This window comes from Aminobacter niigataensis, assembly GCF_946995915.1.
GTDB classification, from domain to species: domain Bacteria; phylum Pseudomonadota; class Alphaproteobacteria; order Rhizobiales; family Rhizobiaceae; genus Aminobacter; species Aminobacter niigataensis.
Window position 1 is genome coordinate 1 of the sequence record NZ_OX341520.1, and the last position, 24,942, is coordinate 24,942.

The following is a 24,942-nucleotide window of genomic DNA, read 5'->3' on the forward strand; positions in this document are numbered from 1 at the left end:
ATGACAAAGAAGCAGCGAGAAGGGCAGGGCGCGCAGCAGATCGGCGAGATCATGGGCGACCTACTGGCCCAGGCGCAGATCAAAGCGGCGTTGCCGCCCCCAAAGCGCCAAACCAAGAAGATCACGCCGGCCGGCCTCATCTTGACCGAGCGCGATCAAAAGCTGATCGAGGCCAGCGCGGAGATTGCCACTACCCCCCCGAGTGGCGAGGACATGGCTTTCACTCATGCCGTGCTGTGCCAGGTTGGTTTGCCCCGCGCCAAGGTGGAAGGCCGCGAGTTCATGCGGCAGTCCGGCGCGGCTTGGGTCAATGTCCAGGCCGGCTACCTGGACGAAGGGCATGGCCCGGTTCTGCAACCTATCCCCTATGGCGTCATGCCCCGGCTTGGCCTGGCGTGGGTTTCCACCTTCGCCGTGCGCAACAAAGAGCGCGAAATCCCCATCGGTGACAGCGCCGCCGAGTTCCTGCGGCTCATGGGGATGGAGAGCGACGGCCGCCGCTATACGACCTTGCGGAAGCAGATGCACGCCTTGGCCGCCGCTCGCCTGCAACTCGGATTCAAAGGGCGTACCTACAACGGCCAGCCAGTGCAGCAGTTCGATGCTTGGGTGGCGAACAAGGACACGCAGCAGCGCGCCCTATGGCCTGGCGTCATGCTGCTGTCAGAGGACTATTACGGCTCCCTGATCGAAAGCGCCGTGCCGCTGGACAACCGCGCTTTGCACGCCCTGAAAGGTTCCGCACTGGCGTTGGACGTGTACGCCTGGCTGGCCCATCGGCTGCACCGCATCGAGGGCAGAGGGGTAACGCTGCACTGGAAGTCGCTGCGCGAGCAGTTCGCCCAGGAATACAAGGGCAAAGACCCGGACAAGGATTTCAAGAAGGAGTTTTTGCCGGTGCTGCGCAAGGTGCTGGCCGTCTATCCGCAGGCCAAGGTGAAGCCTGTCACCGGCGGCGTGCTGCTGATCGGCTCGCCACCGCCCATTCCCTACAAGGGCGGCCCCACGGTTTAGCTAAACTTCGTGAAATCGCCCCCCCCTTGCAGCACCGCACCGGCCGCCCCAGATCGAGGCGGCCGCGTCGTTTCTGGCGTGACCTGACCAGCACCTACCCCCGAGCGGTCGAACTGGGGATAAACCCTGTGGATAGCTGCACTTATCCACGTGAAATCGCCCCCCCCAGGTTCGTGAAATCGCCCCCCCCTTCGCGGCTTATCCACGTGAAATCGCCCCCCCTTTCCACGTGAAATCGCCCCCCCCTAAACCTGTAAGGTAATCCTTTAAGATTTTTTCCTATAAATACTTGCCTGTAATTGGCAGGCAAAATCGGTGGAAAACTCGACCGGCAGCGCAAACCGAACCACCGCAACGCCCTACGGGCGCGCCTGCCCTCCGGTCGCTTCGCTCCCTTCGCCCCGCCGCTTCGCGTCGGCCTATCGCGGCCGATGGCCGCTCAAAAATGGCTGGCCTGCGGCCAGGCATCTACCAGGCGCGGCACGCCGCGCCGGTGCCAACTCCACCGCCTGCGCCCACATCCAGCACCGCGGCCGCTGAAAGGTCGTCAAAAGCGGTTTAGCAGGGAAAAGCAGGCAGGCCGACCGTCTGCGCTCAACTCGAACACCTGCGCGAGCTGGAAGGCCGCAAGGTTGAACGCCAAGAAAGAAGGGCCGCCAGGCTATCGAACTGGCCAGCATCGCCATATCCGACGATGACAACCGCCAAGCAATGCACCCAAGCCGCACAGGGACGCGCAGGAGGCGCGAAAGAGGGCCGAGGGTAGGGGATAGGTGCCGCCGACCCCAAAAACGCCGCCACGGGCCCCACAGGGCCGAATTTCGGCCGCCACGCGCTCCCGGCCGGGCCGACCCGAGAACCGGGCGCAAATAACGCTTGCATAAGAATAATAAGAATAATATTATTATTCTTATCTTATCCGCCGGAGCCAAGGCCATGACGCAGCAAGCCCCCCAAATTCCCGCCGACGTGCGCGAACGCATCATTGCCGCCGCCGCCGATCTTTTCGAGCAGTCGGGCCGCGAGACGATGCCCACGGTCGATGCCGTGCGCCGTGCCGCCCGCGTGGACATGAACGCCGCCAGTGCCGTGATGAAGGAATGGCGCAGGGCGCAGACGGCCCAGGCCGCGCCGGTGGCCGTAGCCGTGCCGGAATCCGTGCAGCAGGCCAGCAGCGCCGCCGTGGCGACGATCTGGCAGCAGGCCCAGGAGCTGGCGAACGAATCCCTGCGCAGCGCACAGGCCGCATGGGAAACCGAGCGGGCAGAGCAAGACGCCATGCGGCAAGAGCTGGCCGAGGCTTTCGAGCGTCAGGCCGGCGAGCTGGAAGCCTTGCAATCCCGCCTGGCGTCCATCGAGGCCGCCGAAGCGACCGCACGCGGCGAAGCTACCGAGCTGCGCGGCCAGTTGGCCGCCGCCCAGGAGCAGGCGCACACGGCCGAGGCCCGCGCCCAGGAGATCGAGCGCCGCGCCGGTGAGCTACGCACGGAGCTGGACAGGGCGCACCAGACCAGCCAGGCCGCCGCCGCCCAGCTCGACCAGGTGCGCGGCGAACTGGCGAAGGTGCAGGCCAAGGCCGAAGCCGAACAGGAAGCGCACCAGGAACAACGCAAGGCCGCAGCAACCGAAGCGCACCGCATGGCCGAACGCCTCACCGCTGCCCAGGCCGAACGCGATCAGGCCACGAAAGCCGCCGGCCAGGCCCGCGAGGAAGCCGCACGCATGGCAGGGCAAATCGACACGCTCAAAGAGCAATCCGCCGCGCTGCTGGCCCGTATCACGCCAGCCGAAGCCAAGCCGACCAGGAAGAAGCCCGGCGGCGAGTGAATGCCTGCCCCTCAAGTGTCAATAACCCGCCTCGCTGGCCGGTTTGCACAAGCGCAGACAAAGAAAAGGCCGGAAGCATGGGGCGCTTTCCGGCCTGATATTGACACTTGAGGGGCGGCCCATTTTAGCCGCTAAAATCATTTACTCATAAAAGGTAAAACTCAAAAACTCTTTTATTCTTTTTCCTGCCGCTGGCGGAATGCCGCCAGGTCGATCACGTCCGCCGTGCGCCTTGTGGCGGCCTGCATCGGCGTGGGCGGCTTGACCCCGGCCGGGGCCGGGCTGGCCTTTGGCCGGAACTGTCGCCACAGTTCCGCGAAGAACGACCAGGCGAAGATGAAGGGCAGCAGCGGCAGCACCAGGACGAAGCCGACCAGGCGGGCCAGGGCGAGGCCGACCGGCCGCAGGAAGGCCAGCGGCCGGCGCAGCAGATCGAGCAGCGCACCGCCGACCAGCCATACCGGCGCGAACAGGACGAACACCGCCGCAAACAGGGCAGGGAACAGCCGCCGCAGGAACCACGCCAGGGCGATGACACCGAGAACCGCCGCGATGATGAACGCCATACGTCATCCCTCAACTATGGTAGGGATTCGCGTCGAACAGCCCGGCATATTCGGCATCGGCCAGGTAGTTCAGCCGGTCGAGCAGGTAGGGGCGTTCCCCGCGCACCAGGACAATCGGATGCTCCGGCCCCAGGCGCATGACTTCATCCGGCGTCAGCAGTTCGCGCCCGGTGAATTGCTGGCTTGTGCCGGTGCTCTTGCCCCGGTTCATCGAGCCGCCGCCGCCTGATAGGCCGCTGCCGCTGTTCTTGCCGGTGTTTTCCGTCTCAAACTCAATCGTGGCTTTGCCCAGGCTGTCGCTGATGTATTTGGCCGTGTCGTAATCGTCAGTGCCAAAGAAGCTTTTGGCGCTGTTCGCCAGGAAGGTCTGCCACTTGGGATAGGTGCCTTTGAGCTGCGACAGGTCTTGAATGAACACCCAGAAGGCCAGGCCGTAGCCGCGCAGCAGTGAAACGGCGTCCTCGATCTGCTTCATGTAGCCGAGCTGGCCGAACTCATCGAGCAGGAACGCGACCCGGTGCGCCGGCTGCACGTTACTGGACGTGATCGCGGCAATGATCGACCCGACAAACAAGCGCAGGAAACGCGCATTTGGGCCGATGCGGTTGGCGGGCATGACCAGGAACACCGTCATCAATTCGGACTTGATCGCGGACAGGTCGAAGTCGGAGCGCGATAGCGCCGCTGCAATGCGCGGATCGTCCAAGAAGGCGGTATGCGTGCGGGCCGTTGAAATCACGTCTCCCCGCGCCTTGTCGGCCATGCCCATGATGGTATTCGCGGCCCTGGCCGGGATGCCGAAGGCGGCCGTTTCGTCGGCGGCCATCATGCCCAGGAGGTCGAAAAACTCGCCTTCACCCGTGGTCAGCAAGCGGCGCAGCTCGCCCAGGTTCCGCCGTTCCGGCTCATCCAGGCTAACAACGTGAAGCATCAGTCCTTGAAGTAGGTTTTTAGCCGACTCATCGAAGAACTTGGATTCGGCTTTCTCGCTGCCGATCACTAGGCAATCGGCCAGCGTGGCGGATTCGCTCACACAATCCGGGTTCCACACGTCCAGGCGATCCAGGACGTTGAAAGCGGCCGCGCCGTCGCCATTGACCGCGAACGGATCGACCACATGCACGGCCTGGCCGAGCGCCCGGCGGGCGCGAGCCGTCACGGCCGCGTTTTCGCCCTTCACGTCGAGAACCAGGGCCGATCCGGGATAGTCCAGGAGGTTCGGAATCACCGCGCCAATGCCCTTGCCGGAGCCGGTCGGGGCCACGGTCACGACATGGCCGGTAAAGCGGAAACGCTGATCGAGGCCGGCGGGCGCATCCGACACCCGGCCAAGGGCGAAGCCGCCCGGCTTACCAGGCGCGACCAGGTGGCCGCCCTGGCGGATTTCATCGACCGTTCCCCAACGGGCCGAGCCGTGCGAACCCAGCGGATGCGTGCTGCTGTTATCGACCGCCGCGACCGCCGCACCGGCGGCCGCAACTGGCCCGGACGGTTGCACCTGGCCGCGCAGGTTTTCAATCGTTGCGCCGAGGATGCGCAGCCGCTTTCCTGTCGGAGACTCCGCGCCGACCAGGCCCGCGAGCCAGCCGAACACCCGGCCCGCGTTCAGATACGTTGCCACTGTTCCGGCGACCGTCGCGGCGAGGATGAACCAGCCCGGAATGAATGGCGCGAACACGAACAGAAGCAACATGCCGACCGATGGAACGAGGAAGGCCAGACCAACGGCCGTGCCGACCGTCACAGGGTTCTGCCGTCGCTTGTGCGCCAGCCACGCGCCGACAAAGCAGACCGTGACCAGGTAGAACAACCAGCCACCGAAAGCCGCCTTGATGCGCTCGCCGAAACCGCCGAAATAGCCGCTCACGGTCGAGCCGCCGAGCTGTTCCATGCGTTCCGCGCCGCGCTGCTGAACTTGGGCGCGATACTCCGCAAGAATCGTTTCCGCTTGTGCCGTCCCGATGCCCTTGCCGAACTCAACGCCTCGCGTCACGGATTGCTGCACGACATTGACGCCAGCCGTTGCCGCCGCCGCTGGCCGTTCGCCGTCCAGGCCCGCCAGAATCCGGGCGCTGAAATCGTCCAGGCTGCCCGCCGAGGCAAGGCCCGCATTCTGCAAGAACAGGCCCAAATCGTTGCGATACAGACTAAGGATGTTTGCCGCGCCTGGCGCGTTCCGGTTCGCCACCGCAGCGGCTTCCAGTTCCTTCAACACCGGCAGCAATTCGGCCCACTTGTCCCGGTAGGCTTGCCAATTCCCGGCGTTCGTCGCCATCGCCAAATCCTGCTGCCCAACGTCCAGGGCTTGCAGGCTGTTTTCCCACTTCTGGAATGCCGCCTCTTGCGCATCACAAACGCGCTTCACCCAGGCATCCGAATCTTCCGCGCCGTAGAACTTCGCGGCCTCTGCCGCCGGGTTGCATTCAGGGAAAACGCGGGCGTGCGCCGTGTTCGCCAACGACAGCACGAACGCCCCAAAAAATACCGCTACGACAGCGGCCCACAATCTCGCCAAAAAATCTCTAACGTCCATCATGCTTCACCTCTATGTCAGGTTGAATTGACGGCTAGGAACGGTTGCCGCCGTCCTCTCCATCATCGGAAAAAGCCTCATCGCCTGCCGCCTCAAAGCGTGCTTTTGTAGCGTCAGCGTTTGGCCCATTTAGCGCACCGGCCGCGAGGGTCAAAGCGCCCAAAATCACAGACGCCGGATAGCCCGCCATGCCGGACTTTATGACCAAGCCGCCGAGCTGGATTTTCCGGCGGGTATCTTCTCTCCTGGCGTTCATCCGAAGGCGTCCCAAATCGCGCTCAATCTGCGCTATTCGTTGCCGCCATCGGGGCAGCTTGCTTGCCTTCGCTTTTGCGAAATTTCGAGGCGACAGCCTCAAACTCCTTCCGCAATGAAGCGTCGTCTATGTCGAGATCGCCGAGGCCAGCGGCAAGGGCAATCTTACCAATGCGTTCAGCGGCCTTGCTTTCCAATTCGGCCAGTTCTGCCTTGATGCGGTTCAGTTCGGCCAGCTTGTCGGCCTTGCGTTCGGATAACGTCTTTCGTGCCATCGTCATAGCTCCTTTCGAGATTGTGGGTTATGCGCACACGATCTTACCACCGGCGACGCTGGCGGGGAAGGCGCGGCGCTGGTATAGTCATGGAGCGAAAGCGAAATGCGCACTTACGGGTTGCTGCGCAACCCTCATGCGGCCGGGGATACCCCGGCACCCCTTTTTAGCGGCTAAAACGCCAAGGGAAAAAATGGCGATCTACCACTTGAACACGCACACGATAGGACGGGCGGCCGGGCATAGCGCCGTGGCCGCTGCCGCCTATCGTTCCGCGTCGTCGCTGGTAGATGAGCGCACCGGAGAAGTGTTCGATTTCACCCGCAAAGGCGGCGTGTTGTCGTCCGAGATAGTCACGCCCGCAGGCGTGCCGGTTCCCGAGCGTGCCGCCTTGTGGAATGCCGCCGAGACCGCCGAGAAGCGAAAAGATGCGCGAGTGGCCCGAGAGTGGCGGGCGGCCCTGCCGCATGAGCTGAACGAAGCCGACCGTAAAGAGCTGGCAACGCGCATGGGGCAGGCTATCGCAGACCGCTACGGCGTGGCCGTGGATGTGTGCATTCACGCACCAGACAAGGAGGGCGACGACCGGAATTTTCACGTTCATATGCTGGCGACCACGCGCACCATTCAGGCCGATGGAACGCTAGGCGCGAAGGCCGTCATTGAGCTGGCGAACAAAGACAGGCAGAAAGCGGGCATTCCTGGCACAAGCCAGGGCGACATCATCGAGATTCGCCAGCAGTGGGCCGAGCTAACAAACGAGGCGCTAGAGCGGGCCGGAATCAGCGCCCGCGTAGATCATCGCAGCTATGCAGATCAGGGCGTAGAACTCACACCAACCAAGCACATCGGCAGCGATGCCGTGGCGATGGACAGGCGCGGCCTGGAGGCCGACCGCATCGACATTCACAACGCCGACCGGCAGGAGCAGGCGCGGCAGATTGTCGAGCGGCCGGAGATCATCCTAGACAAGCTCACGGCCACGCAAGCGGTATTCACGCGCCGCGATATTGCCGCAGAGCTGAACCGCTACATTGACGATGCCGACCAGTTCCAGGGCTTGCTTGCCAGGCTGGAAAAATCGCCGCTTCTGGTCGAGATGGAACCGGCCAACGGGCGCGACCCGGCGAAGTTCTCTACCCGCGAAATGATCGACACCGAGCGCGGCATGGTGGACAGTGCCGAGCGCCTGGCGAGAACCGGCAGGCATGGCGTTTCCGGCCCCATCACGAACGCGGCGATTGACGGCGCAGGCACCCTATCGGCAGAGCAGCAAAACGCCGTCCGGCACGTTCTCAAGCCGGGCAGCCTGGCCGTGGTCATCGGCGACGCCGGCACAGGCAAATCGTTCTCGATGAAGGTTGCACGCGAGGCATGGCAAGCGCAGGGCTTCAACGTGCGCGGCGCGGCCCTGGCGGGCAAGGCGGCCGACGAATTGCAGGCGGGTAGCGGCATCGACAGCCGCACGCTGGCATCCCTTGAATTTGCCTGGAAGAACGGAAAAGACAAACTCACTTCCCGCGATGTTCTGGTGATCGACGAAGCGGGCATGATCGGCAGCCGCCAGCTTGGCCGCGTGCTGAAAGCCGCCGAGCAGGCCGGGGCAAAAGTCGTCCTGCTGGGCGACGACAAGCAGCTTGCCGCCATAGAGGCGGGCGCGGCTTTCCGGGGCGTGGTGCAGCATGTCGGCGCGGCAGAAATCACCGAGGTTCGACGCCAGAAAGAGGCATGGGCGCGTGCCGCCGGCCAGGAGCTTGCGCGCGGTTCCGTTGCCGATGGCTTGGCGGCCTATGCCGAGCGCGGCCACGTCAAAATCCACGACAGCCGGGACGCCGCCCGCGACAGCCTGGCGGCCGCTTATGTCGGCGACCAGGGCAAGGGTAGCCAGATCATCCTTGCGCACAGCAATAAGGACGTGCAGGCGCTCAATGAAGCCGTGCGCGAGGCCCGCAAGGAACGCGGAGAGCTGCGCGGCACGGCCCGCTTTATGACCGAGCGTGGCGGCCGGGAATTTGCCCCAGGCGACCGCATCGTGTTCCTGAAAAACGACCGCGACCTTGGCGTTAAGAACGGCACTCTTGGCACCGTCGAGCGTGCCGAAGATGGAAGCCTGGCCGTGCGCCTGGACAGCGGCGAAGCCCGCCGGTTCCAGGCCGCGCAATATGCCGCCGTCGATCATGGTTATGCCGTCACGATTCACAAAGCCCAGGGCGTTACCGTCGATAGGGCTTACCTGCTGGCGACCCCTGGCATGGATAGGAGCCTTGCCTATGTCGGCATGACCCGGCACCGCGAGGCGGCGACCCTGTTTGCAGGAGCCGACGACTTCACAGACCGCCGCGCCGGCCGCCTGGTCGATCATGGCGCAGCGCCCTACGAGAACAAGCCGGAGAACCGGGCCAGCTACTTTGCCACTCTGGAAAACGACAACGGCGAACGGCACACCATTTGGGGCGTCGATCTTGAACGCGCCATTGCGGCCAGCGGCGCGAAGCGAGGCGACCGTATCGGCCTGGAACATGGCGGCTCTGAAACCGTGCGCCTGCCAGACGGCACCACGGCCGAGCGCAACACCTGGCACGTTCGCGGCGCGGCCGAGCTGGCCGCCGGCAAGCTGGCCCAGGTGCTAGGCCGCGAGCGTCCGAAGGAAAGCACTTTGGACTTTGCCGACCGGCGCGGCTTTGACGGTGAAAGCGTGGTGCGCCGCTGGCTGGAACGTGGGCGGGCGAAGGTGGCCGAGCTGGCCGGGAAGATGCGCGACGGCCTGCGCCGCAACCTGGAACGCCACGGCCGCCCCGACCTCATGCCCGCGACCGACATTGCTGGCACGCCAACCGTGCAGCGGCCGCAGCAGAACGAGCGCACGCCAGAGGACGAGAAGAAGCGCCGGGCGGCCGAGATCGCGGCGAAGTTCCGGCAGCAGGTCAGCGAGGAACGCGGCGAGCAGGCAGCGCCGCAGCAGCGGCCCCAGGCCGAGCGCCCGGCACCCGACCCGCTGGCCGGATTCCGCGCCGGTGTCGAGCGTGCCGAGGCGGCAGGCGGCGGCCTGGCCCTGGACGTGGCGAAGGCACAGCTTGCCGTCGCCCAGGAGTTCCACGCGGCCGGGAAAGACCCCCGGCACCATTCGGCGGCCATCATGCAGGAAGGCCAGCAGCGGGCCTTTGCGGGCCTGGCGCAGCCGTCCCAGGCCAAGGCCGAGCCGGAGCGCCTGGCGGCCGTCCAGGTCAGCGAACAAGACCGCAAGCGGGCAGAGATGAATGCACGCCAAGAAGTCAGCCGGTTCAAGACGCTGGCAGCAGGCCGCCGCAACGGCATTGCCGGTTACACCGACCGCAGCCCGTCGAAGTGGCAGGCATTGCCGGGCGAGCTGCGCGAGCGCATCGAGCGGTTCAATGCCATGCCGAAAGAGCGTCAGGCCGTCGAGCTGGACAAGATGCAGCGCGAGCTTGCCGACAGGTATGCACGCAATCCGCAGGAAATCACGCGCAGCCGACAGCAGCAGCGTGAACAGGAGCGCGGCCGCGATGGCGGGCGCGGGTATTGAGTTAAAACGCTTTTACTCATTTGCGTTTAGTGTTATGATGCAATGAGTAAATGAGAATTTGAGGTTTACGCCAGGAGGAAAGACGATGAGCACCGAACCGACGAACGAAGAACTTGCCAAGAGCTATGCAACGAAGATCGAGCAGGCCCAGGAGCGCCGCGAGGCGAAAGACCAGGAGCGGCTAGAGCGGCACGGCCAGGCGGCCGCGCTGGCATCGCAGAACATCGAGGCCGAGCAACCGCAGGCCAAGCAGGCCCAGGGCTTCGAGCTGGACGCGCAGAACCAAGACAGCGCAGAGCAGCGCATCGACCGCAACGAGATCAACGGCCAGCAGGCAAAGACGCTGGCAAAGGAATTGAACCGCGACAACGAGAGCGGCGACCAGGTGAAGCAAGCCAGGGCGCGGGAAATCGCCGAGCGGTTCAAGGAGAAGGCGGCACGCGACCGGGAGCAGTCCCGCAGTTTCAGCCGCTAAAAAGCGGTGCCCAGGAAGGCGGCAACCCACCTGGACACCTGACCACAACCCACCTGACATAGAGGTGAAATCATGGCTACTTCCAATGTTACCGGCCGGGCAGAACCCGGTATATCGAAATATTGCATCACCTTCGGCGTATCGCTGGCCGCGCTCATCCTGGCCGGCGGCGTGCTGGTCTTTTCCTACTGGCAGCACGTCGAGCTGCTGCATGAGGGCGACCGCGTAGGCACGCGCCTGGAACGCTTGGGCCTGATCGACCGGGAGGGCGCACAGCATGAGCCGCGCTAAAGCCTGGCGGCGTGCCGCCCTTGCAACCTACATCGCCGCCGGCGCTGCATTGACCCTGGCGGGCTACACCGTGGCGACCACCCCCTCTGTCACAATAGATGTCCGGTCACCTGAAACCGTAGATTGAGGGGGTGATCGGAGTGCTTTTATGTCCACCTATAACCAAGAGATCAAAGAGCAGGTCGTTAGAAAAATGATGCCACCGAACAACCAGAGCGTCGCCCACCTCAGTCGCGAGACGGGCATCTCCAGGCCGACGCTGTATGCTTGGAAAAAGCAGTTCCAATCGCGAGGATTTGTTGTGCCTGCCAAACCTTCCAGTCCCGACCGTTGGGATGCCCGTGCCAAGTTGGCTGCGGTGATCCAGACGGCGCCGATGAATGAGGCTGAACGCTCGGCATACTGCCGGGAACACGGCCTGTATCCCGAGCAGCTCGATGCCTGGAAGCAAGCGTTCGAGGCCATGGATGCGGGTAGCGCCCCAGCTGACAAGGCGCAGCTCACGGCAGAGCGTAAAAGGAGCCGCAAGCTGGAGAAGGAACTGCTGCGCAAGGAACGGGCACTGGCTGAGGCAGCGGCGTTGCTGACGCTGTCAAAAAAAGCCCAGGCCATCTGGGGCGACGGCGAGGACGACTGATCCTCGAGCCGATGAAACAGATGGCCATCACCTTGATTGACGAAGCTGTGGCAGCCGGCGCACGCACGTACAAAGCTTGTGGTGTGCTGGGGATTACGGACCGGACCCTGCGTCGCTGGCGCGGGGCTGAAAGCCTCACTGACAAGCGCAAGGGTGCGAGACGCAAACCCAGCGCCCAGGCGCTCACCGAGCAGGAACGCGAACAGATCCTGGCGGTATGCAATAGTGCGCAGCACCAGAGCCTGGCGCCGACCCAGATCGTGCCCAGGCTGGCCGATCAGGGGATCTACATTGCCAGCGAGTCGAGCTTTTACCGGGTCTTGCGTGAGCATGCACAGGTGAATCGTCGGGGCCGCGCTGCTGCGCCCCATGTGCCCGAAAGGCCTCGGGCCTGGGCCGCCACCGCACCGGGCCAGGTCTGGTCGTGGGACATCACATTCCTGCCCGCTGCAGTGCGCGGAGAGTTCTATCGCCTGTACCTGGTGATGGATGTCTTTAGCCGCATGATCGTTGGCTGGGAGATTCATCACAGTGAGTCCTCGGCCCATGCGGCGATGCTGATCAGTAAAGCCTGTTTGCGCCATCGCGTTCGCCGGGATCAACTGGTGCTGCACTCCGACAATGGCAGCCCGATGAAAGGGGCGACCATGCTGGCGACGCTGCAGAAGTTGGGCATCGTGCCGTCGTTTAGCCGCCCCTCGGTGAGTGACGATAACCCGTACTCGGAGGCCCTGTTCCGGACCCTGAAATACACGCCTGCCTATCCGCGCGAACGCTTCGCAGACATCGACCAAGCCCGTGCCTGGGTGCAGGGCTTCGTCGCCTGGTACAATACCGAGCATCGCCACAGTGGCATCCAGTTCGTCACGCCTGCGCAGCGTCATGCTGGCGCTGATTGCCAGATTCTGGCTGGCCGCACTGCCGTATATGAGGCGGCCAAACAGGCCAATCCTGAGAGGTGGCGTGGCCGGACGGTGAGGAATTGGGAGCACATCGATACAGTCTGGCTTAACCCGGAAAAGATGCCCGAGGTGCTACCGGAAAAAGTAAAGCTCGTTGCATGAAAAACCGGACATCATTGTTGACATCTACCGGAGGACGCGTTTCAATGGTGGCAGGTTACGCGGGCTGTGGGAAATAGCCGGTATCAAATGCCGGATGCCACCCAACCGACTTAATAGATAAACGGGCCGGCTCTTCACAGGAGTCAGAAGGCTCTTTTACTGGAGTTACTTTTGTTTTATCTATCCCCGATCAAACGGCGTATTACCTACGTCGTTCTTTTCGAGATTTTTGCTGTCCTGTTCTCAACCATCATATTGATGATCCTGAGCGGCGGAAATGCTCAAGGATCACTGCCTATTGCGATCGCCGTCTCCGCGCTGGCAGTTGCTTGGAACTATATCTACAACACGCTCTTCGAATCATGGGAGAGGCGGAGCGGGGTCTTCGCGCGCACCGTTAAAGTCCGATGCATACATGCTGCGGGGTTTGAGGCCGGGCTGCTGGCGGCCACCTTGCCGCTATACATGCTTTGGTACAACATCGGCGTGTACAAGGCCTTCACGATGGTGGCCGCACTGATCGTGTTTTTCCTCATTTACACGTTTATCTTTACCCTGCTTTTTGACACCGTCTTTGAGCTTCCGAATCGGCGAGAACCTCAAGGCGCATGAGACCCCCCCCTGGGGGCCCGTTATCTAGTCTGCGATCACTTCGCTGGTTTGAATGCGGCCACGGTCAGCTGAGCCGCAATCTCATCGAGATCGTCGATCTCGCCCGCGTCGGCCTCGGCTTTTTTCAAGCTGTCTCTTATGGCGAGGAACTGCCCGACGACTCTTTCAGCTCTGGCCCGGTGCTTCCGGCCCGACGCTGTATGCTTGGAAAAAGCAGTTCCAATCGCGAGGATTTGTTGTGCCTGCCAAACCTTCCAGTCCCGACCGTTGGGATGCCCGTGCCAAGTTGGCTGCGGTGATCCAGACGGCGCCGATGAATGAGGCTGAACGCTCGGCATACTGCCGGGAACACGGCCTGTATCCCGAGCAGCTCGATGCCTGGAAGCAAGCGTTCGAGGCCATGGATGCGGGTAGCGCCCCAGCTGACAAGGCGCAGCTCACGGCAGAGCGTAAAAGGAGCCGCAAGCTGGAGAAGGAACTGCTGCGCAAGGAACGGGCACTGGCTGAGGCAGCGGCGTTGCTGACGCTGTCAAAAAAAGCCCAGGCCATCTGGGGCGACGGCGAGGACGACTGATCCTCGAGCCGATGAAACAGATGGCCATCACCTTGATTGACGAAGCTGTGGCAGCCGGCGCACGCACGTACAAAGCTTGTGGTGTGCTGGGGATTACGGACCGGACCCTGCGTCGCTGGCGCGGGGCTGAAAGCCTCACTGACAAGCGCAAGGGTGCGAGACGCAAACCCAGCGCCCAGGCGCTCACCGAGCAGGAACGCGAACAGATCCTGGCGGTATGCAATAGTGCGCAGCACCAGAGCCTGGCGCCGACCCAGATCGTGCCCAGGCTGGCCGATCAGGGGATCTACATTGCCAGCGAGTCGAGCTTTTACCGGGTCTTGCGTGAGCATGCACAGGTGAATCGTCGGGGCCGCGCTGCTGCGCCCCATGTGCCCGAAAGGCCTCGGGCCTGGGCCGCCACCGCACCGGGCCAGGTCTGGTCGTGGGACATCACATTCCTGCCCGCTGCAGTGCGCGGAGAGTTCTATCGCCTGTACCTGGTGATGGATGTCTTTAGCCGCATGATCGTTGGCTGGGAGATTCATCACAGTGAGTCCTCGGCCCATGCGGCGATGCTGATCAGTAAAGCCTGTTTGCGCCATCGCGTTCGCCGGGATCAACTGGTGCTGCACTCCGACAATGGCAGCCCGATGAAAGGGGCGACCATGCTGGCGACGCTGCAGAAGTTGGGCATCGTGCCGTCGTTTAGCCGCCCCTCGGTGAGTGACGATAACCCGTACTCGGAGGCCCTGTTCCGGACCCTGAAATACACGCCTGCCTATCCGCGCGAACGCTTCGCAGACATCGACCAAGCCCGTGCCTGGGTGCAGGGCTTCGTCGCCTGGTACAACACCGAGCATCGCCACAGTGGCATCCAGTTCGTCACGCCTGCGCAGCGTCATGCTGGCGCTGATTGCCAGATTCTGGCTGGCCGCACTGCCGTATATGAGGCGGCCAAACAGGCCAATCCTGAGAGGTGGCGTGGCCGGACGGTGAGGAATTGGGAGCACATCGATACAGTCTGGCTTAACCCGGAAAAGATGCCCGAGGTGCTACCGGAAAAAGTAAAGCTCGTTGCATGAAAAACCGGACATCATTGTTGACATCTACCGGAGGACGCGTTTCAATGGTGGCAGGTTACGCGGGCTGTGGGAAATAGCCGGTATCAAATGCCGGATGCCACCCAACCGACTTAATAGATAAACGGGCCGGCTCTTCACAGGAGTCAGAAGGCTCTTTTACTGGAGTTACTTTTGTTTTATCTATCCCCGATCAAACGGCGTATTACCTACGTCGTTCTTTTCGAGATTTTTGCTGTCCTGTTCTCAACCATCATATTGATGATCCTGAGCGGCGGAAATGCTCAAGGATCACTGCCTATTGCGATCGCCGTCTCCGCGCTGGCAGTTGCTTGGAACTATATCTACAACACGCTCTTCGAATCATGGGAGAGGCGGAGCGGGGTCTTCGCGCGCACCGTTAAAGTCCGATGCATACATGCTGCGGGGTTTGAGGCCGGGCTGCTGGCGGCCACCTTGCCGCTATACATGCTTTGGTACAACATCGGCGTGTACAAGGCCTTCACGATGGTGGCCGCACTGATCGTGTTTTTCCTCATTTACACGTTTATCTTTACCCTGCTTTTTGACACCGTCTTTGAGCTTCCGAATCGGCGAGAACCTCAAGGCGCATGAGACCCCCCCCTGGGGGCCCGTTATCTAGTCTGCGATCACTTCGCTGGTTTGAATGCGGCCACGGTCAGCTGAGCCGCAATCTCATCGAGATCGTCGATCTCGCCCGCGTCGGCCTCGGCTTTTTTCAAGCTGTCTCTTATGGCGAGGAACTGCCCGACGACTCTTTCAGCTCTGGCCCGGTGCTTCCGGCCCGACGCTGTATGCTTGGAAAAAGCAGTTCCAATCGCGAGGATTTGTTGTGCCTGCCAAACCTTCCAGTCCCGACCGTTGGGATGCCCGTGCCAAGTTGGCTGCGGTGATCCAGACGGCGCCGATGAATGAGGCTGAACGCTCGGCATACTGCCGGGAACACGGCCTGTATCCCGAGCAGCTCGATGCCTGGAAGCAAGCGTTCGAGGCCATGGATGCGGGTAGCGCCCCAGCTGACAAGGCGCAGCTCACGGCAGAGCGTAAAAGGAGCCGCAAGCTGGAGAAGGAACTGCTGCGCAAGGAACGGGCACTGGCTGAGGCAGCGGCGTTGCTGACGCTGTCAAAAAAAGCCCAGGCCATCTGGGGCGACGGCGAGGACGACTGATCCTCGAGCCGATGAAACAGATGGCCATCACCTTGATTGACGAAGCTGTGGCAGCCGGCGCACGCACGTACAAAGCTTGTGGTGTGCTGGGGATTACGGACCGGACCCTGCGTCGCTGGCGCGGGGCTGAAAGCCTCACTGACAAGCGCAAGGGTGCGAGACGCAAACCCAGCGCCCAGGCGCTCACCGAGCAGGAACGCGAACAGATCCTGGCGGTATGCAATAGTGCGCAGCACCAGAGCCTGGCGCCGACCCAGATCGTGCCCAGGCTGGCCGATCAGGGGATCTACATTGCCAGCGAGTCGAGCTTTTACCGGGTCTTGCGTGAGCATGCACAGGTGAATCGTCGGGGCCGCGCTGCTGCGCCCCATGTGCCCGAAAGGCCTCGGGCCTGGGCCGCCACCGCACCGGGCCAGGTCTGGTCGTGGGACATCACATTCCTGCCCGCTGCAGTGCGCGGAGAGTTCTATCGCCTGTACCTGGTGATGGATGTCTTTAGCCGCATGATCGTTGGCTGGGAGATTCATCACAGTGAGTCCTCGGCCCATGCGGCGATGCTGATCAGTAAAGCCTGTTTGCGCCATCGCGTTCGCCGGGATCAACTGGTGCTGCACTCCGACAATGGCAGCCCGATGAAAGGGGCGACCATGCTGGCGACGCTGCAGAAGTTGGGCATCGTGCCGTCGTTTAGCCGCCCCTCGGTGAGTGACGATAACCCGTACTCGGAGGCCCTGTTCCGGACCCTGAAATACACGCCTGCCTATCCGCGCGAACGCTTCGCAGACATCGACCAAGCCCGTGCCTGGGTGCAGGGCTTCGTCGCCTGGTACAACACCGAGCATCGCCACAGTGGCATCCAGTTCGTCACGCCTGCGCAGCGTCATGCTGGCGCTGATTGCCAGATTCTGGCTGGCCGCACTGCCGTATATGAGGCGGCCAAACAGGCCAATCCTGAGAGGTGGCGTGGCCGGACGGTGAGGAATTGGGAGCACATCGATACAGTCTGGCTTAACCCGGAAAAGATGCCCGAGGTGCTACCGGAAAAAGTAAAGCTCGTTGCATGAAAAACCGGACATCATTGTTGACATCTACCGACCACAGCCGCGAACGCCAACACCCTGCGCGACACGCGGGAGCGCATCGAGGACTTCCAGCGCGAGCAAACCGCCATTGCCGAGAACTCGATAAGCGCGGCCAGTGTGCGGCGCGGCACCCTGCCCCCCGACACCCGGCCGCCTGTCGCGCCGGACTGGCCCGCCCTGGCCGAGCGCGCCATGCCATCCGTGGTGGCCCTGGCGGGCATCGACAAGCCCTATGGCACCGGCCAGAACAATCACGCCTGGCGTATTCCTGGCGTTCAACAGAACGCGGCTACGGCCGCCCTCACCCGCATTCGCGCTTGGCATCGGGATTGGCCGAAAGAGGATGCCAAGCGGCGGCAGCGCATCATCTGCGGCGGCGTGGCCGTCGAAGGAAACAAGGTGCTGACCGTGGCCCATTGTGTCGAAGGCCAGGAAGCATTGCGCGTGCGCACCGCTGCCGGCGAGTGGCGCGAGGCCCGCGTGATCGGCGCGGACATTTCCCGCGACGTGGCGCTGATCGAGATCGAGGGCGACCCCCTGCCCCCGATTCCGGTTGCTGGCGTCATGCCCCGCCAGGGGCAGGACGTGATGGCGATCGGTTCGCCAGGCGGCTACGGCTTCGCCGTGGGCGTGGGCATCGTGGCGTGGTATGGCCGCGATGCCGCGATGCTTTCCCCCGATGATTTCATGCTGGTGACGGCTTCAATCATCGGCGGCAACTCGGGCGGCGTTGTCGTGAACACCAGGGGCGAAGCCGTTTCACTGGTGAGCTATGGCTATGGCATCTACACGCAGACCGTGCCGATAGACCGCGCCCAGGCAGTTGCGGCCGAGATCGAGCGCCGCGTCGTGCGGTAAGCCCTGCACAGAACCCGAAGGCCGGGCGCTGCGCCCAGGTCGATACCGGACGCCGCCGGCGTCTCGATGAATCCTCAACCTTTGGAGCAACAGCTATGAAACTTCGCAATTCCTTCCCGCTGGCGGCCGTGGCCGCCCTTCTGATCGCTTCGACCGCGCACGCCGGCCAGGATGCCGACGCGGCCCGCTTTTCGATCATGGCCCCTGTCCAGGCGGCTTATGACGCCTACCAGGTCACGGCGAGCCGGGCGCAGAACACAATGGACAGCATCGAGGCCGAGCTACGCGAACCCGGCTTGTCGGCCGAGCGGCGCGAGCTGCTGGCGGTGTCGCTTGCCACCCTTCGCGCCCGCGAGGCGGCCGCATTGGAGAGGCTGCACGCTGAATCAGCCTTGGCACAGTTGAAGATGGCAGACTGGAACGCGAGCCGGTAACGGCGACCAGGAACAAGAAGGGCGGCCACTGGCCGCCCTTTTCACGTCTGGATCTTGCATCGTCATTCCTGGCGATGAGATCCACCGTCGCGGCCGTCATCGTCGGAACTGGCGATGTTGGCCAGCCCCTCGCCTTCCAAGGTTTCGCAGGCCGGCCACTCGCGGCCAACGGCGGGCGCATCGACCCATTCCCGTTCTTCGGGCGGTAGCGGCTGCGAATAGTCGGATTCGGCCAGCAGCTCATCGAGCGTGTAGCGCGGGCGGCTCATCGGCGGGCCTCATCGAGCCAGGCCAGCGTTTCAGCTTCGCGGGCGGCCACGCGGGCCACCAGCTCGCGCACCAGGCCGGCCAGGCTCATGCCGTGCGCTGCCGCGACGGCGGCAGCTTCGGCTTTCACGTCCGCAGGAACGGCGGCGCTGATGGTGGCAGCCTGGTTCATACGGCCAAATCCAGCGGCAAATCGGAAATGTCTTTCAGGCGCTTGCCATCGACCATCACGGCCAGCATGTCGGCCGCGTCGGTCATGCCCAAGGCTTCTACCGTGGCTTGCAGCTCATACAGGGCGAAGTGATACACGCAATCAATGTCCCCGGTTCCCAGGGCGATAGAGGCAAGGCGGCTTGGTGTCGGTTCGGCCGTGACGACCACCACATGAGGCAGACGGCCCTTGCGGTTGCGCACCAGGTTCAACGCTTCGGAACGGGCGTTCTGCGCCCGGTCGCTGCGAATTGTCCATTTGCATGAAATGCTGGCGTGCAGCAGCGGCAGGCCGCCGTTTTTCTTCCGCAGGCTGGCAAGCGTGGTCACACTGTCATCGACCAGGAGCGCCGGGGCGTTGATGGCGCTGTCGTCCTCGGTGTCGCGCACCACCACAATATCCGGCGTGATGGTGTAGTCGCTGCCCAGGGCGGCCGCCAGTTCGGCATCGGCCTTGGCGGCCCGGTCGAGCGCGACCAGGTGCGCGTATTGCTCATAACGGGCAATTTCCAGGCGGTTACGGCCGGAGACTTGATGCACGTCCCAAATGCCGGGCCGGAGGTGGCCGAGCTTGAGGAAGGTTTCCCGCACGAAGCCTGCGCAGATGCCTTCAAACTGGTTGCCCGAAGTCTGGCCCGCGATGCGTTCGCCGATGGTTTCAGCTTTGAGCAGATCGGCAATGCCCTTGGCAATCGCCTTGCTTGTGGTGTTGCTGCTATCGGCGTTGCTCACCACGCCCGCAGCATTGGTGGTCAGCGTTGCTTCCAACAGCTTTGCATGGAACGCTTTGCGGGCTTCCGAGAACTCGGCGGGAACACTCATCACGCCACCTTGTAGATACGTTTGACGGACAGCGCCGCGAAGATTTGCCGGGCCACCGCAGCGGCCACCGGCGGCGGAAAGGCGTTGCCGATCTGGCGATAGGCGGCCGTCTTGCGGCCGGAGAATTGCCAGTCATCGGGGAAACCTTGAATGCGTGCCGTCATGCGCGTTGTCAGGCGCGGCATACCCACGAAATCACGCGGCGGGGCATCGTCCCATAGGCCCATGCCATCGACGCCCAGGGCGGCCCATGCGCGTTTTGCACGGGTTGGGCCGAGGTCAGGCCCGCCGTGTTTCTTGGAACCGCCTACCAGCGTTGGAGCAATGACGTTCGCCTGTTCGCGCCAACGGTTGGCACCGCGCCAGCCGTTCGTGGCCATGAGATCGTGCAGCAGTTCGCCCACTGTCAGCGGTTCGCTTTGCAGCGGTTCCGGCCAGGAGAAGCCGCCGGCCAGGTCTTTACGGATACCGACGAACACCACACGCGGGCGTAGTTGCGACACGCCATAGTCGGAGGCGTTGAACAGCCGCCAGCCAGGCACATAGCCCAACTTTTTGAGCTGCTTTTCAACCTTGTTCCGGTAATCGTCAAAGACGGCATCGAGCAGGCCACGCACGTTTTCCAGCATCACAGCTTGCGGGCGGCACTCATCGACCAGGCGGATAGCTTCGGGGAACAAGTCGCGCTCATCCTTCGCGCCGAGCTGCTTTCCTGCCTTGGAGAACGGCGGGCATGGCACGCCACCGGCTAGCAGGTCGATGCCTTGATAGGGGCGGCCATCGAAGCGGCGCAAATCGTCCTCAATGACGTTCCAGGCGGGACGGTTCAGGCGCAGCGTTGCACACGCCGCCGGTTCCAGTTCGACTAGGGCAGCATGATCGAAGCCAGCCATTTCTAGGCCGAGCGCCTGGCCCCCTGCCCCTGCGCACATTTCCAAAGAATTGAATTGGCTCATATCGCTTTTCTCTTGGTTGATTGACGTGGCTTCCTGGCTGCTGGTGTCGTGAACATATCCGGCTGCAAGCCGCCTTGGTGTCGGTCGGCGAATGCCTGCATAAACTCGCGCAGCACTTCCGATGCCTTCCGGTTTTCAGCCAAGCAAGCCCCTTGGAACGCCTCGCGGAGTTCCTTTTCAACACGGATACGGAGGCCAACGTCTTTGCTCGACATAAGGCGACAGTATCGCATGGATACACAATTGTGTATCCAAAAAATCGCACCCGTCGCATAAGTCCTAAGTTGTGCGACAGCTTGCCACTGTCGTTTTCAGAAGGCGACTGCACCAGTTCACTGGGCTGGCCGCCGTGTGTGCATAGAACTTCTGACCGGGAACGGTCAGAAGTTCTATGCACGAAGCGCCGCGAGAGATCGGAATTGCTCAGAACTCTTGTGCACGGCGCGACAAAGCCGGAACCGCCGAAAATTCCGGCGATCAACCGGCAAGCTGCTTGATGCGCTCGGCCAGGCGGCCGAAAGCCTCGTTCACGTATTCCAGCACCTTGGGTTCTGCGCCCTGCGTGCGCAGCGAGTCTTTGAAGGCTTCCAGGTCGGACAGCCATTGCCGATGCAGGCGGCCCAGCTCGTCGAGCTGAGGCCGGAAGTCTTGGAGACTGCCGCTCGCACGAAACGCCTGGTAGCCACGCTCAAGCGTGGCCGCCATGGTCAGCAGTTGCGCGCCCATTTGCTTGTGCTGTTCGGAGAACTCGGCCATGCCGTCATAGGGCCGCGAAGCCTTGCGGCGCTCGGCTTCGGATGCCTCTTCCATGATGCGGGCGTAGCGGTAGAACCCTGGGAACTCGCGGGACAGCGCCATGAGCTGCTGATCGGATGTGCCGACCCAAATCCTGTGCAGGTCAGGCCCGTACCCCATCATGCGATTGATGATGGCATGGGCCTCGCTGACACCCTGGGCGGCAAGCTGCTGCATGTGTTGGTCGATCTTCGCGGCCAGTCGGCGGAATTCGTTCATGCTCATGTCCGTCACAAAAGGCGCGTTGATTGCCCTTGCGCCGTGAGAAGTGCCACCGCCTTCTTATCGAAGGAAACGAAGGTTTCCCCGCCAAGCCAGTTGCCTTCGTAGGCAATGACGCCATCGGCAAAGTCTCCGCCCGCGTCGAGCACCAGCAAGCCAGCCTCCACGGCAGGCCGGTTCACTTCCACATTCGCGGCGGCCAGTAGTGCCCGGATCGCGCTGGCCGCGTCGGCTTGCTGGAAGCCGTAGACACGCAGCAGCACCCAAACAAATTCGCATAGGCACGGCAGCGCGACCGCGATCAACTCGGCGTCGGTCAAGACTGCGGCGGCAACGTCCGCTTGTGCGGGATCGTCACGCACAACCGCACGCACAAGGACGTTGGTATCGACTGCGACCTTCATTGCTTACCTGCCCAGCCTTGCGCCGCCGCCTCGTTGATTTCTTCGATGGTGGCAACCTTCTGCGTCTTGCCCGCGAGCAGGCCGACAAAGCTGGCTATCGTCCCTGCGGGCCGTGCCGCCTTGAGCACGCCCCGACCGTCTGGCAACAAGTCCAGCTCGATCTTGTCGCCTGGCCTGATGCCGAGGTGTTGCAGTACGTCCTTCCGAAACGTCACTTGTCCCCGTGCGGTAACGGTCAATGTGGTCATGGTGGTTTGCCCTCGCAATCAAGGTTGATGCTTCACATAGTAATGCAAAAATGCCTTACCGTCAATGTCCGTCAAACGATCATTAGTCGGCCATGCCGGACACTGTCCAGCAAAGTTATTGCACAACGGGTTGTCGGACATTAAGATAGGCGGACGGAATGACGGACAAGAGAGGCGGCAAATGGCACTGATCGGCTATGCGCGGGTATCGACGGCGGAACAGGACACCGCCTTGCAGACGGATGCGCTACGCAAGGCAGGCTGCGAGCGCGTTTTCGAGGACACGGCTTCCGGGGCCAAGGCCGACCGCCCCGGCTTGGCTGATGCGCTGGCCTACCTGCGCGACGGCGACGTGCTGGCCGTCTGGCGGCTGGATCGGCTCGGGCGCTCTATGCCGCACCTAATCGAAACGATAGGCGCGCTGGAAGCGCGAGGCGTCGGCTTCCGTTCTCTGACGGAAGCCATCGACACCACCACGCCAGGCGGGCGGCTCATCTTCCACGTGTTCGGCGCGCTGGGCCAGTTCGAGCGCGACTTGATCCGCGAGCGCACCAAGGCCGGGTTGACTGCCGCCGCCGCTCGTGGGAGGAAGGGCGGGCGAAAGCCGGTTGTCACCGCCGACAAGTTGCAGCGAGCGCGGGAGCACATCGCCAACGGGCTTAATGTCCGAGAGGCCGCTACACGGCTCAAGGTGAGCAAGACGGCCCTGTACACCGCGCTGCAATCCACCAGTGCAGCCGACTCCTGATATTCCGTGCAGTCGTCTTCTGAAAATGACAGCCACCCTGCCCTTTCCCTGGCGTTTTTTGTCGCGTGTTTTAGTTGCATGAAATAGAATACTTGCGACTAGAACCGGAGACATTACGCCATGAAAGACAAGAGCGCCGCCGCTGGCCTGCTGCTGGGATATGCCCGCGTCAGCACCGACGACCAGGACTTGACCAACCAACGCGCCGAGCTGCACGCCGCAGGCTGCACGCGCATCTTTGCCGAGAAGATCACCGGCACCAGGCGCGACAGGCCCGAGCTGGCCCGCGTGCTCGATCACTTGCGCCCTGGCGATGTTGTGACTGTGACCAGGCTTGACCGCCTGGCCCGCAGCACCCGCGACCTGCTGGACATTGCCGAGCGTATCCAGGCGGTCGGCGCGGGTTTGCGCAGCCTGGCCGAGCCGTGGGCCGACACCACCACCCCGGCCGGCCGCATGGTTCTGACCGTGTTTGCCGGCATCGCCGAGTTCGAGCGTTCCCTAATCATCGACCGCACCAGGAACGGCCGGGAAGCGGCCAAGGCCCGAGGCGTGAAGTTCGGCCCGCGCCCTACCCTCACCCCGGCGCAGATCGAGCACGCCCGCGAGCTGATCGACCGTGACGGCCGGACGGTGAAGGAAGCGGCCGAGCTGCTGGCCGTGCATCGTTCGACCCTTTACCGGGCGCTGGCGCGTGGCGAGGAAGTGACAAAGACCGAGGCCCGCCGACGTGGTGCGTTCGCCGAGGACGCATTGAGCGAAGCCGACGCCCTGGCGGCCGTCGATGATGAACGCCAGGAAGAAGGCCCCGCGTTCCTCGATGGCGACGGCCCGGCCGCCGACCTGCCGCCGCCGCCGTATCGAACGCAGAGCCTGCCGCAAATCCTGGCGGCCCTCCCCGATGACGAGCTGGCGAGCTGGCCCGGTGAGCTGGCCGACCAGGAGCGGGAACGGCGTATTGCGGCTAAATGATGATAAGTGCTTTTACTCATTCGCTCATTGTGCTATGATGCAATGAGTAAGCCATCATCCGCACTACACCGGGAGAACACATGAAAGTCATTGCCGTGCTGAACCAGAAGGGCGGGAGTGGAAAAACCACCATCGCCACCCACCTTGCCCGCGCCTTGCAACTGGACGGCGCCGACGTGCTGCTAGTCGATTCCGACCCCCAGGGCAGCGCCCGCGATTGGTCAGCCGTGCGGGAAGATCAGCCGCTAACCGTTGTCGGCATCGACCGGCCGACCATTGACCGGGACGTGAAGAACGTAGCCCGCAAGGTGGATTTTGTCGTGATCGACGGCGCACCCCAAGCGGCCGACCTGGCCGTGTCGGCCATCAAGGCGGCCGACTTCGTGCTGATTCCGGTGCAGCCATCGCCTTACGACATTTGGGCCACGGCCGACCTGGTGGAGCTGGTCAAGCAGCGCATCGAGGTCACGGACGGAAAACTACAGGCCGCCTTTGTTGTATCGCGTGCCATCAAGGGCACCCGCATTGGCGGAGAAGTTGCCGAGGCGTTGGCCGGCTACGAGCTGCCCATTCTGGATGCCCGCATCACGCAGCGCGTGAGCTATCCCGGCACGGCCGCCGCCGGCACGACCGTTCTTGAATCCGAGCCGGACGGCGATGCAGCGGCCGAGGTTCGCGCCCTGGCCGCCGAAATCAAGCAAAAACTCATTTGATACTTTAAGGAAATAAAGAAATGAGCAAAGCAGCAACCACACTCAGCGCCGGCCGCCCGAGCGCACGCACGGACAAATCCAAGGCCGCCACGCTTGCCAGCCTGGCCGACGACGCCAGCATGAAGCGGGTCAATTTTGAACTGTCGGCCGACCAGCACACCAAGCTGAAAATCTACGCAACCCGGCAGGGCAAGACCATCAAGGAACTATTGACCGAGTATGTCGCCAGCCTGCCGGATTGACGCTCAAACACATATTTACTCATTTGAATTTTAGCGGCTAAAGGGCGAAGCC

General features: G+C 62.9%; 25 protein-coding genes and 3 pseudogenes. 17 read left to right on the forward strand and 11 right to left on the reverse strand.

Annotated features, from left to right (window positions below; all coding sequences use genetic code 11):
* Together O1Y97_RS26105 and O1Y97_RS26110 are read left to right on the forward strand one after the other, a co-directional pair.
* Entirely contained in the window at positions 1–1,014 is a 1,014-nt protein-coding gene (locus tag O1Y97_RS26105; RefSeq protein WP_015670321.1) for a replication protein RepA, read from the forward strand.
* Between the two features lie 936 nt (positions 1,015–1,950).
* Positions 1,951–2,841, forward strand: a complete 891-nt coding sequence (locus O1Y97_RS26110) for a DNA-binding protein (RefSeq protein WP_032490915.1) — start codon at positions 1,951–1,953, stop codon at positions 2,839–2,841.
* A 173-nt stretch (positions 2,842–3,014) separates the two neighbouring features.
* Here O1Y97_RS26110 and O1Y97_RS26115 read toward each other — a convergent pair whose 3' ends face one another.
* The 4 genes from O1Y97_RS26115 to O1Y97_RS26130 are packed head-to-tail and all read right to left on the reverse strand — an operon-like array spanning position 3,015 to position 6,470.
* Positions 3,015–3,407, reverse strand: coding sequence for a hypothetical protein (locus O1Y97_RS26115; protein WP_032490916.1), 393 nt, complete (start codon positions 3,405–3,407; stop codon positions 3,015–3,017).
* Between the two features lie 10 nt (positions 3,408–3,417).
* On the reverse strand, positions 3,418–5,943 hold the full coding sequence (locus tag O1Y97_RS26120) for a type IV secretory system conjugative DNA transfer family protein (protein WP_088239385.1): 2,526 nt from the start codon (positions 5,941–5,943) through the stop codon (positions 3,418–3,420).
* 31 nt (positions 5,944–5,974) lie between these two features.
* Positions 5,975–6,196: a conjugal transfer protein TraD gene (locus O1Y97_RS26125; protein WP_032490918.1), complete on the reverse strand. Its 222-nt coding sequence runs from the start codon at positions 6,194–6,196 to the stop codon at positions 5,975–5,977.
* A gap of 22 nt (positions 6,197–6,218) precedes the next feature.
* Positions 6,219–6,470: a TraC family protein gene (locus O1Y97_RS26130; protein WP_088239386.1), complete on the reverse strand. Its 252-nt coding sequence runs from the start codon at positions 6,468–6,470 to the stop codon at positions 6,219–6,221.
* Between the two features lie 193 nt (positions 6,471–6,663).
* Here O1Y97_RS26130 and traA point away from each other — a divergent pair, with 193 nt between their 5' ends.
* The 11 genes and pseudogenes from traA (at position 6,664) to O1Y97_RS26190 (ending at position 18,291) form a co-directional block, all read left to right on the forward strand.
* Positions 6,664–10,014 carry a Ti-type conjugative transfer relaxase TraA gene (gene traA / locus O1Y97_RS26135; RefSeq protein ID WP_213976060.1) on the forward strand — a complete coding sequence of 1,117 codons (3,351 nt, stop codon included), beginning with the start codon at positions 6,664–6,666 and terminating at the stop codon, positions 10,012–10,014.
* Positions 10,015–10,099: 85 nt separating this feature from the next.
* Positions 10,100–10,489 carry a hypothetical protein gene (locus O1Y97_RS26140; RefSeq protein WP_015670327.1) on the forward strand — a complete coding sequence of 130 codons (390 nt, stop codon included), beginning with the start codon at positions 10,100–10,102 and terminating at the stop codon, positions 10,487–10,489.
* A gap of 72 nt (positions 10,490–10,561) precedes the next feature.
* Complete coding sequence (locus O1Y97_RS26145; RefSeq protein WP_032490922.1) at positions 10,562–10,780, forward strand: hypothetical protein; 219 nt, start codon at positions 10,562–10,564, stop codon at positions 10,778–10,780.
* 148 nt (positions 10,781–10,928) lie between these two features.
* Positions 10,929–12,481 (forward strand): IS3 family transposase gene (locus tag O1Y97_RS26150; protein ID WP_268737991.1). Its coding sequence is split into 2 segments (ribosomal slippage): positions 10,929–11,382 and positions 11,382–12,481, totalling 1,554 coding nucleotides; the frame shifts between segments, so codons are not numbered across the junction.
* A 171-nt stretch (positions 12,482–12,652) separates the two neighbouring features.
* Positions 12,653–13,093 carry a PACE efflux transporter gene (locus O1Y97_RS26155; RefSeq protein ID WP_268737987.1) on the forward strand — a complete coding sequence of 147 codons (441 nt, stop codon included), beginning with the start codon at positions 12,653–12,655 and terminating at the stop codon, positions 13,091–13,093.
* Positions 13,094–13,388: 295 nt separating this feature from the next.
* Entirely contained in the window at positions 13,389–13,667 is a 279-nt protein-coding gene (locus O1Y97_RS26325; protein WP_455423980.1) for a transposase, read from the forward strand.
* 20 nt (positions 13,668–13,687) lie between these two features.
* Complete coding sequence (locus O1Y97_RS26165) at positions 13,688–14,731, forward strand: IS3 family transposase (RefSeq protein WP_455423981.1); 1,044 nt, start codon at positions 13,688–13,690, stop codon at positions 14,729–14,731.
* Positions 14,732–14,902: 171 nt separating this feature from the next.
* Positions 14,903–15,343, forward strand: a complete 441-nt coding sequence (locus O1Y97_RS26170; protein WP_268737987.1) for a PACE efflux transporter — start codon at positions 14,903–14,905, stop codon at positions 15,341–15,343.
* A 178-nt stretch (positions 15,344–15,521) separates the two neighbouring features.
* A pseudogene (locus tag O1Y97_RS26180) lies at positions 15,522–16,981 on the forward strand (IS3 family transposase); the annotation flags it as partial.
* A gap of 135 nt (positions 16,982–17,116) precedes the next feature.
* Positions 17,117–17,857, forward strand: coding sequence for a S1C family serine protease (locus O1Y97_RS26185; protein WP_268737990.1), 741 nt, complete (start codon positions 17,117–17,119; stop codon positions 17,855–17,857).
* Positions 17,858–17,952: 95 nt separating this feature from the next.
* Positions 17,953–18,291, forward strand: a complete 339-nt coding sequence (locus O1Y97_RS26190) for a hypothetical protein (RefSeq protein WP_032490913.1) — start codon at positions 17,953–17,955, stop codon at positions 18,289–18,291.
* 158 nt (positions 18,292–18,449) lie between these two features.
* Here the strand turns inward: O1Y97_RS26190 and O1Y97_RS26195 are convergent.
* The 7 genes and pseudogenes from O1Y97_RS26195 to O1Y97_RS26225 all read right to left on the reverse strand — a co-directional run.
* Positions 18,450–18,563, reverse strand: a pseudogene (locus O1Y97_RS26195) (antitoxin); the annotation flags it as partial.
* Positions 18,557–18,730: a hypothetical protein gene (locus O1Y97_RS26200; RefSeq protein ID WP_032490924.1), complete on the reverse strand. Its 174-nt coding sequence runs from the start codon at positions 18,728–18,730 to the stop codon at positions 18,557–18,559. The gene O1Y97_RS26200 and the pseudogene O1Y97_RS26195, both read right to left, overlap by 7 nt.
* A complete protein-coding gene (locus tag O1Y97_RS26205; protein WP_102661115.1) occupies positions 18,727–19,590 on the reverse strand; it encodes an NgoMIV family type II restriction endonuclease in 864 nt (287 codons plus the stop codon). The genes O1Y97_RS26200 and O1Y97_RS26205 overlap by 4 nt, the downstream gene beginning before the upstream one ends.
* Positions 19,590–20,546: a DNA cytosine methyltransferase gene (locus O1Y97_RS26210; RefSeq protein WP_102661116.1), complete on the reverse strand. Its 957-nt coding sequence runs from the start codon at positions 20,544–20,546 to the stop codon at positions 19,590–19,592. The genes O1Y97_RS26205 and O1Y97_RS26210 overlap by 1 nt, the downstream gene beginning before the upstream one ends.
* A 477-nt stretch (positions 20,547–21,023) precedes the next feature.
* The gene (locus tag O1Y97_RS26215) at positions 21,024–21,560 is read right to left on the reverse strand and encodes a transposase (RefSeq protein WP_268737992.1); all 537 of its coding nucleotides are present in this window, start codon (positions 21,558–21,560) and stop codon (positions 21,024–21,026) included.
* Positions 21,561–21,571: 11 nt separating this feature from the next.
* Positions 21,572–21,967 (reverse strand): type II toxin-antitoxin system VapC family toxin, encoded by a 396-nt coding sequence (locus tag O1Y97_RS26220; RefSeq protein WP_003159186.1) that lies wholly within the window; start codon positions 21,965–21,967, stop codon positions 21,572–21,574.
* Entirely contained in the window at positions 21,964–22,215 is a 252-nt protein-coding gene (locus O1Y97_RS26225; RefSeq protein WP_003108276.1) for an AbrB/MazE/SpoVT family DNA-binding domain-containing protein, read from the reverse strand. Before O1Y97_RS26225 ends, O1Y97_RS26220 begins: the two co-directional genes overlap by 4 nt.
* A 181-nt stretch (positions 22,216–22,396) precedes the next feature.
* Between O1Y97_RS26225 and O1Y97_RS26230 the strand changes: the two genes are divergently transcribed.
* The 4 genes and pseudogenes from O1Y97_RS26230 (at position 22,397) to O1Y97_RS26245 (ending at position 24,890) form a co-directional block, all read left to right on the forward strand.
* Positions 22,397–22,963: a recombinase family protein gene (locus O1Y97_RS26230; protein ID WP_003159185.1), complete on the forward strand. Its 567-nt coding sequence runs from the start codon at positions 22,397–22,399 to the stop codon at positions 22,961–22,963.
* A gap of 120 nt (positions 22,964–23,083) precedes the next feature.
* Positions 23,084–23,665 (forward strand): annotated as a pseudogene (locus O1Y97_RS26235) (recombinase family protein); the annotation flags it as partial.
* A 350-nt stretch (positions 23,666–24,015) separates the two neighbouring features.
* The gene (gene parA / locus O1Y97_RS26240; protein ID WP_015961925.1) at positions 24,016–24,648 is read left to right on the forward strand and encodes a ParA family partition ATPase; all 633 of its coding nucleotides are present in this window, start codon (positions 24,016–24,018) and stop codon (positions 24,646–24,648) included.
* 20 nt (positions 24,649–24,668) lie between these two features.
* Entirely contained in the window at positions 24,669–24,890 is a 222-nt protein-coding gene (locus tag O1Y97_RS26245; RefSeq protein ID WP_015961926.1) for a hypothetical protein, read from the forward strand.
* The last annotated feature ends 52 nt before the right edge of the window (positions 24,891–24,942 follow it).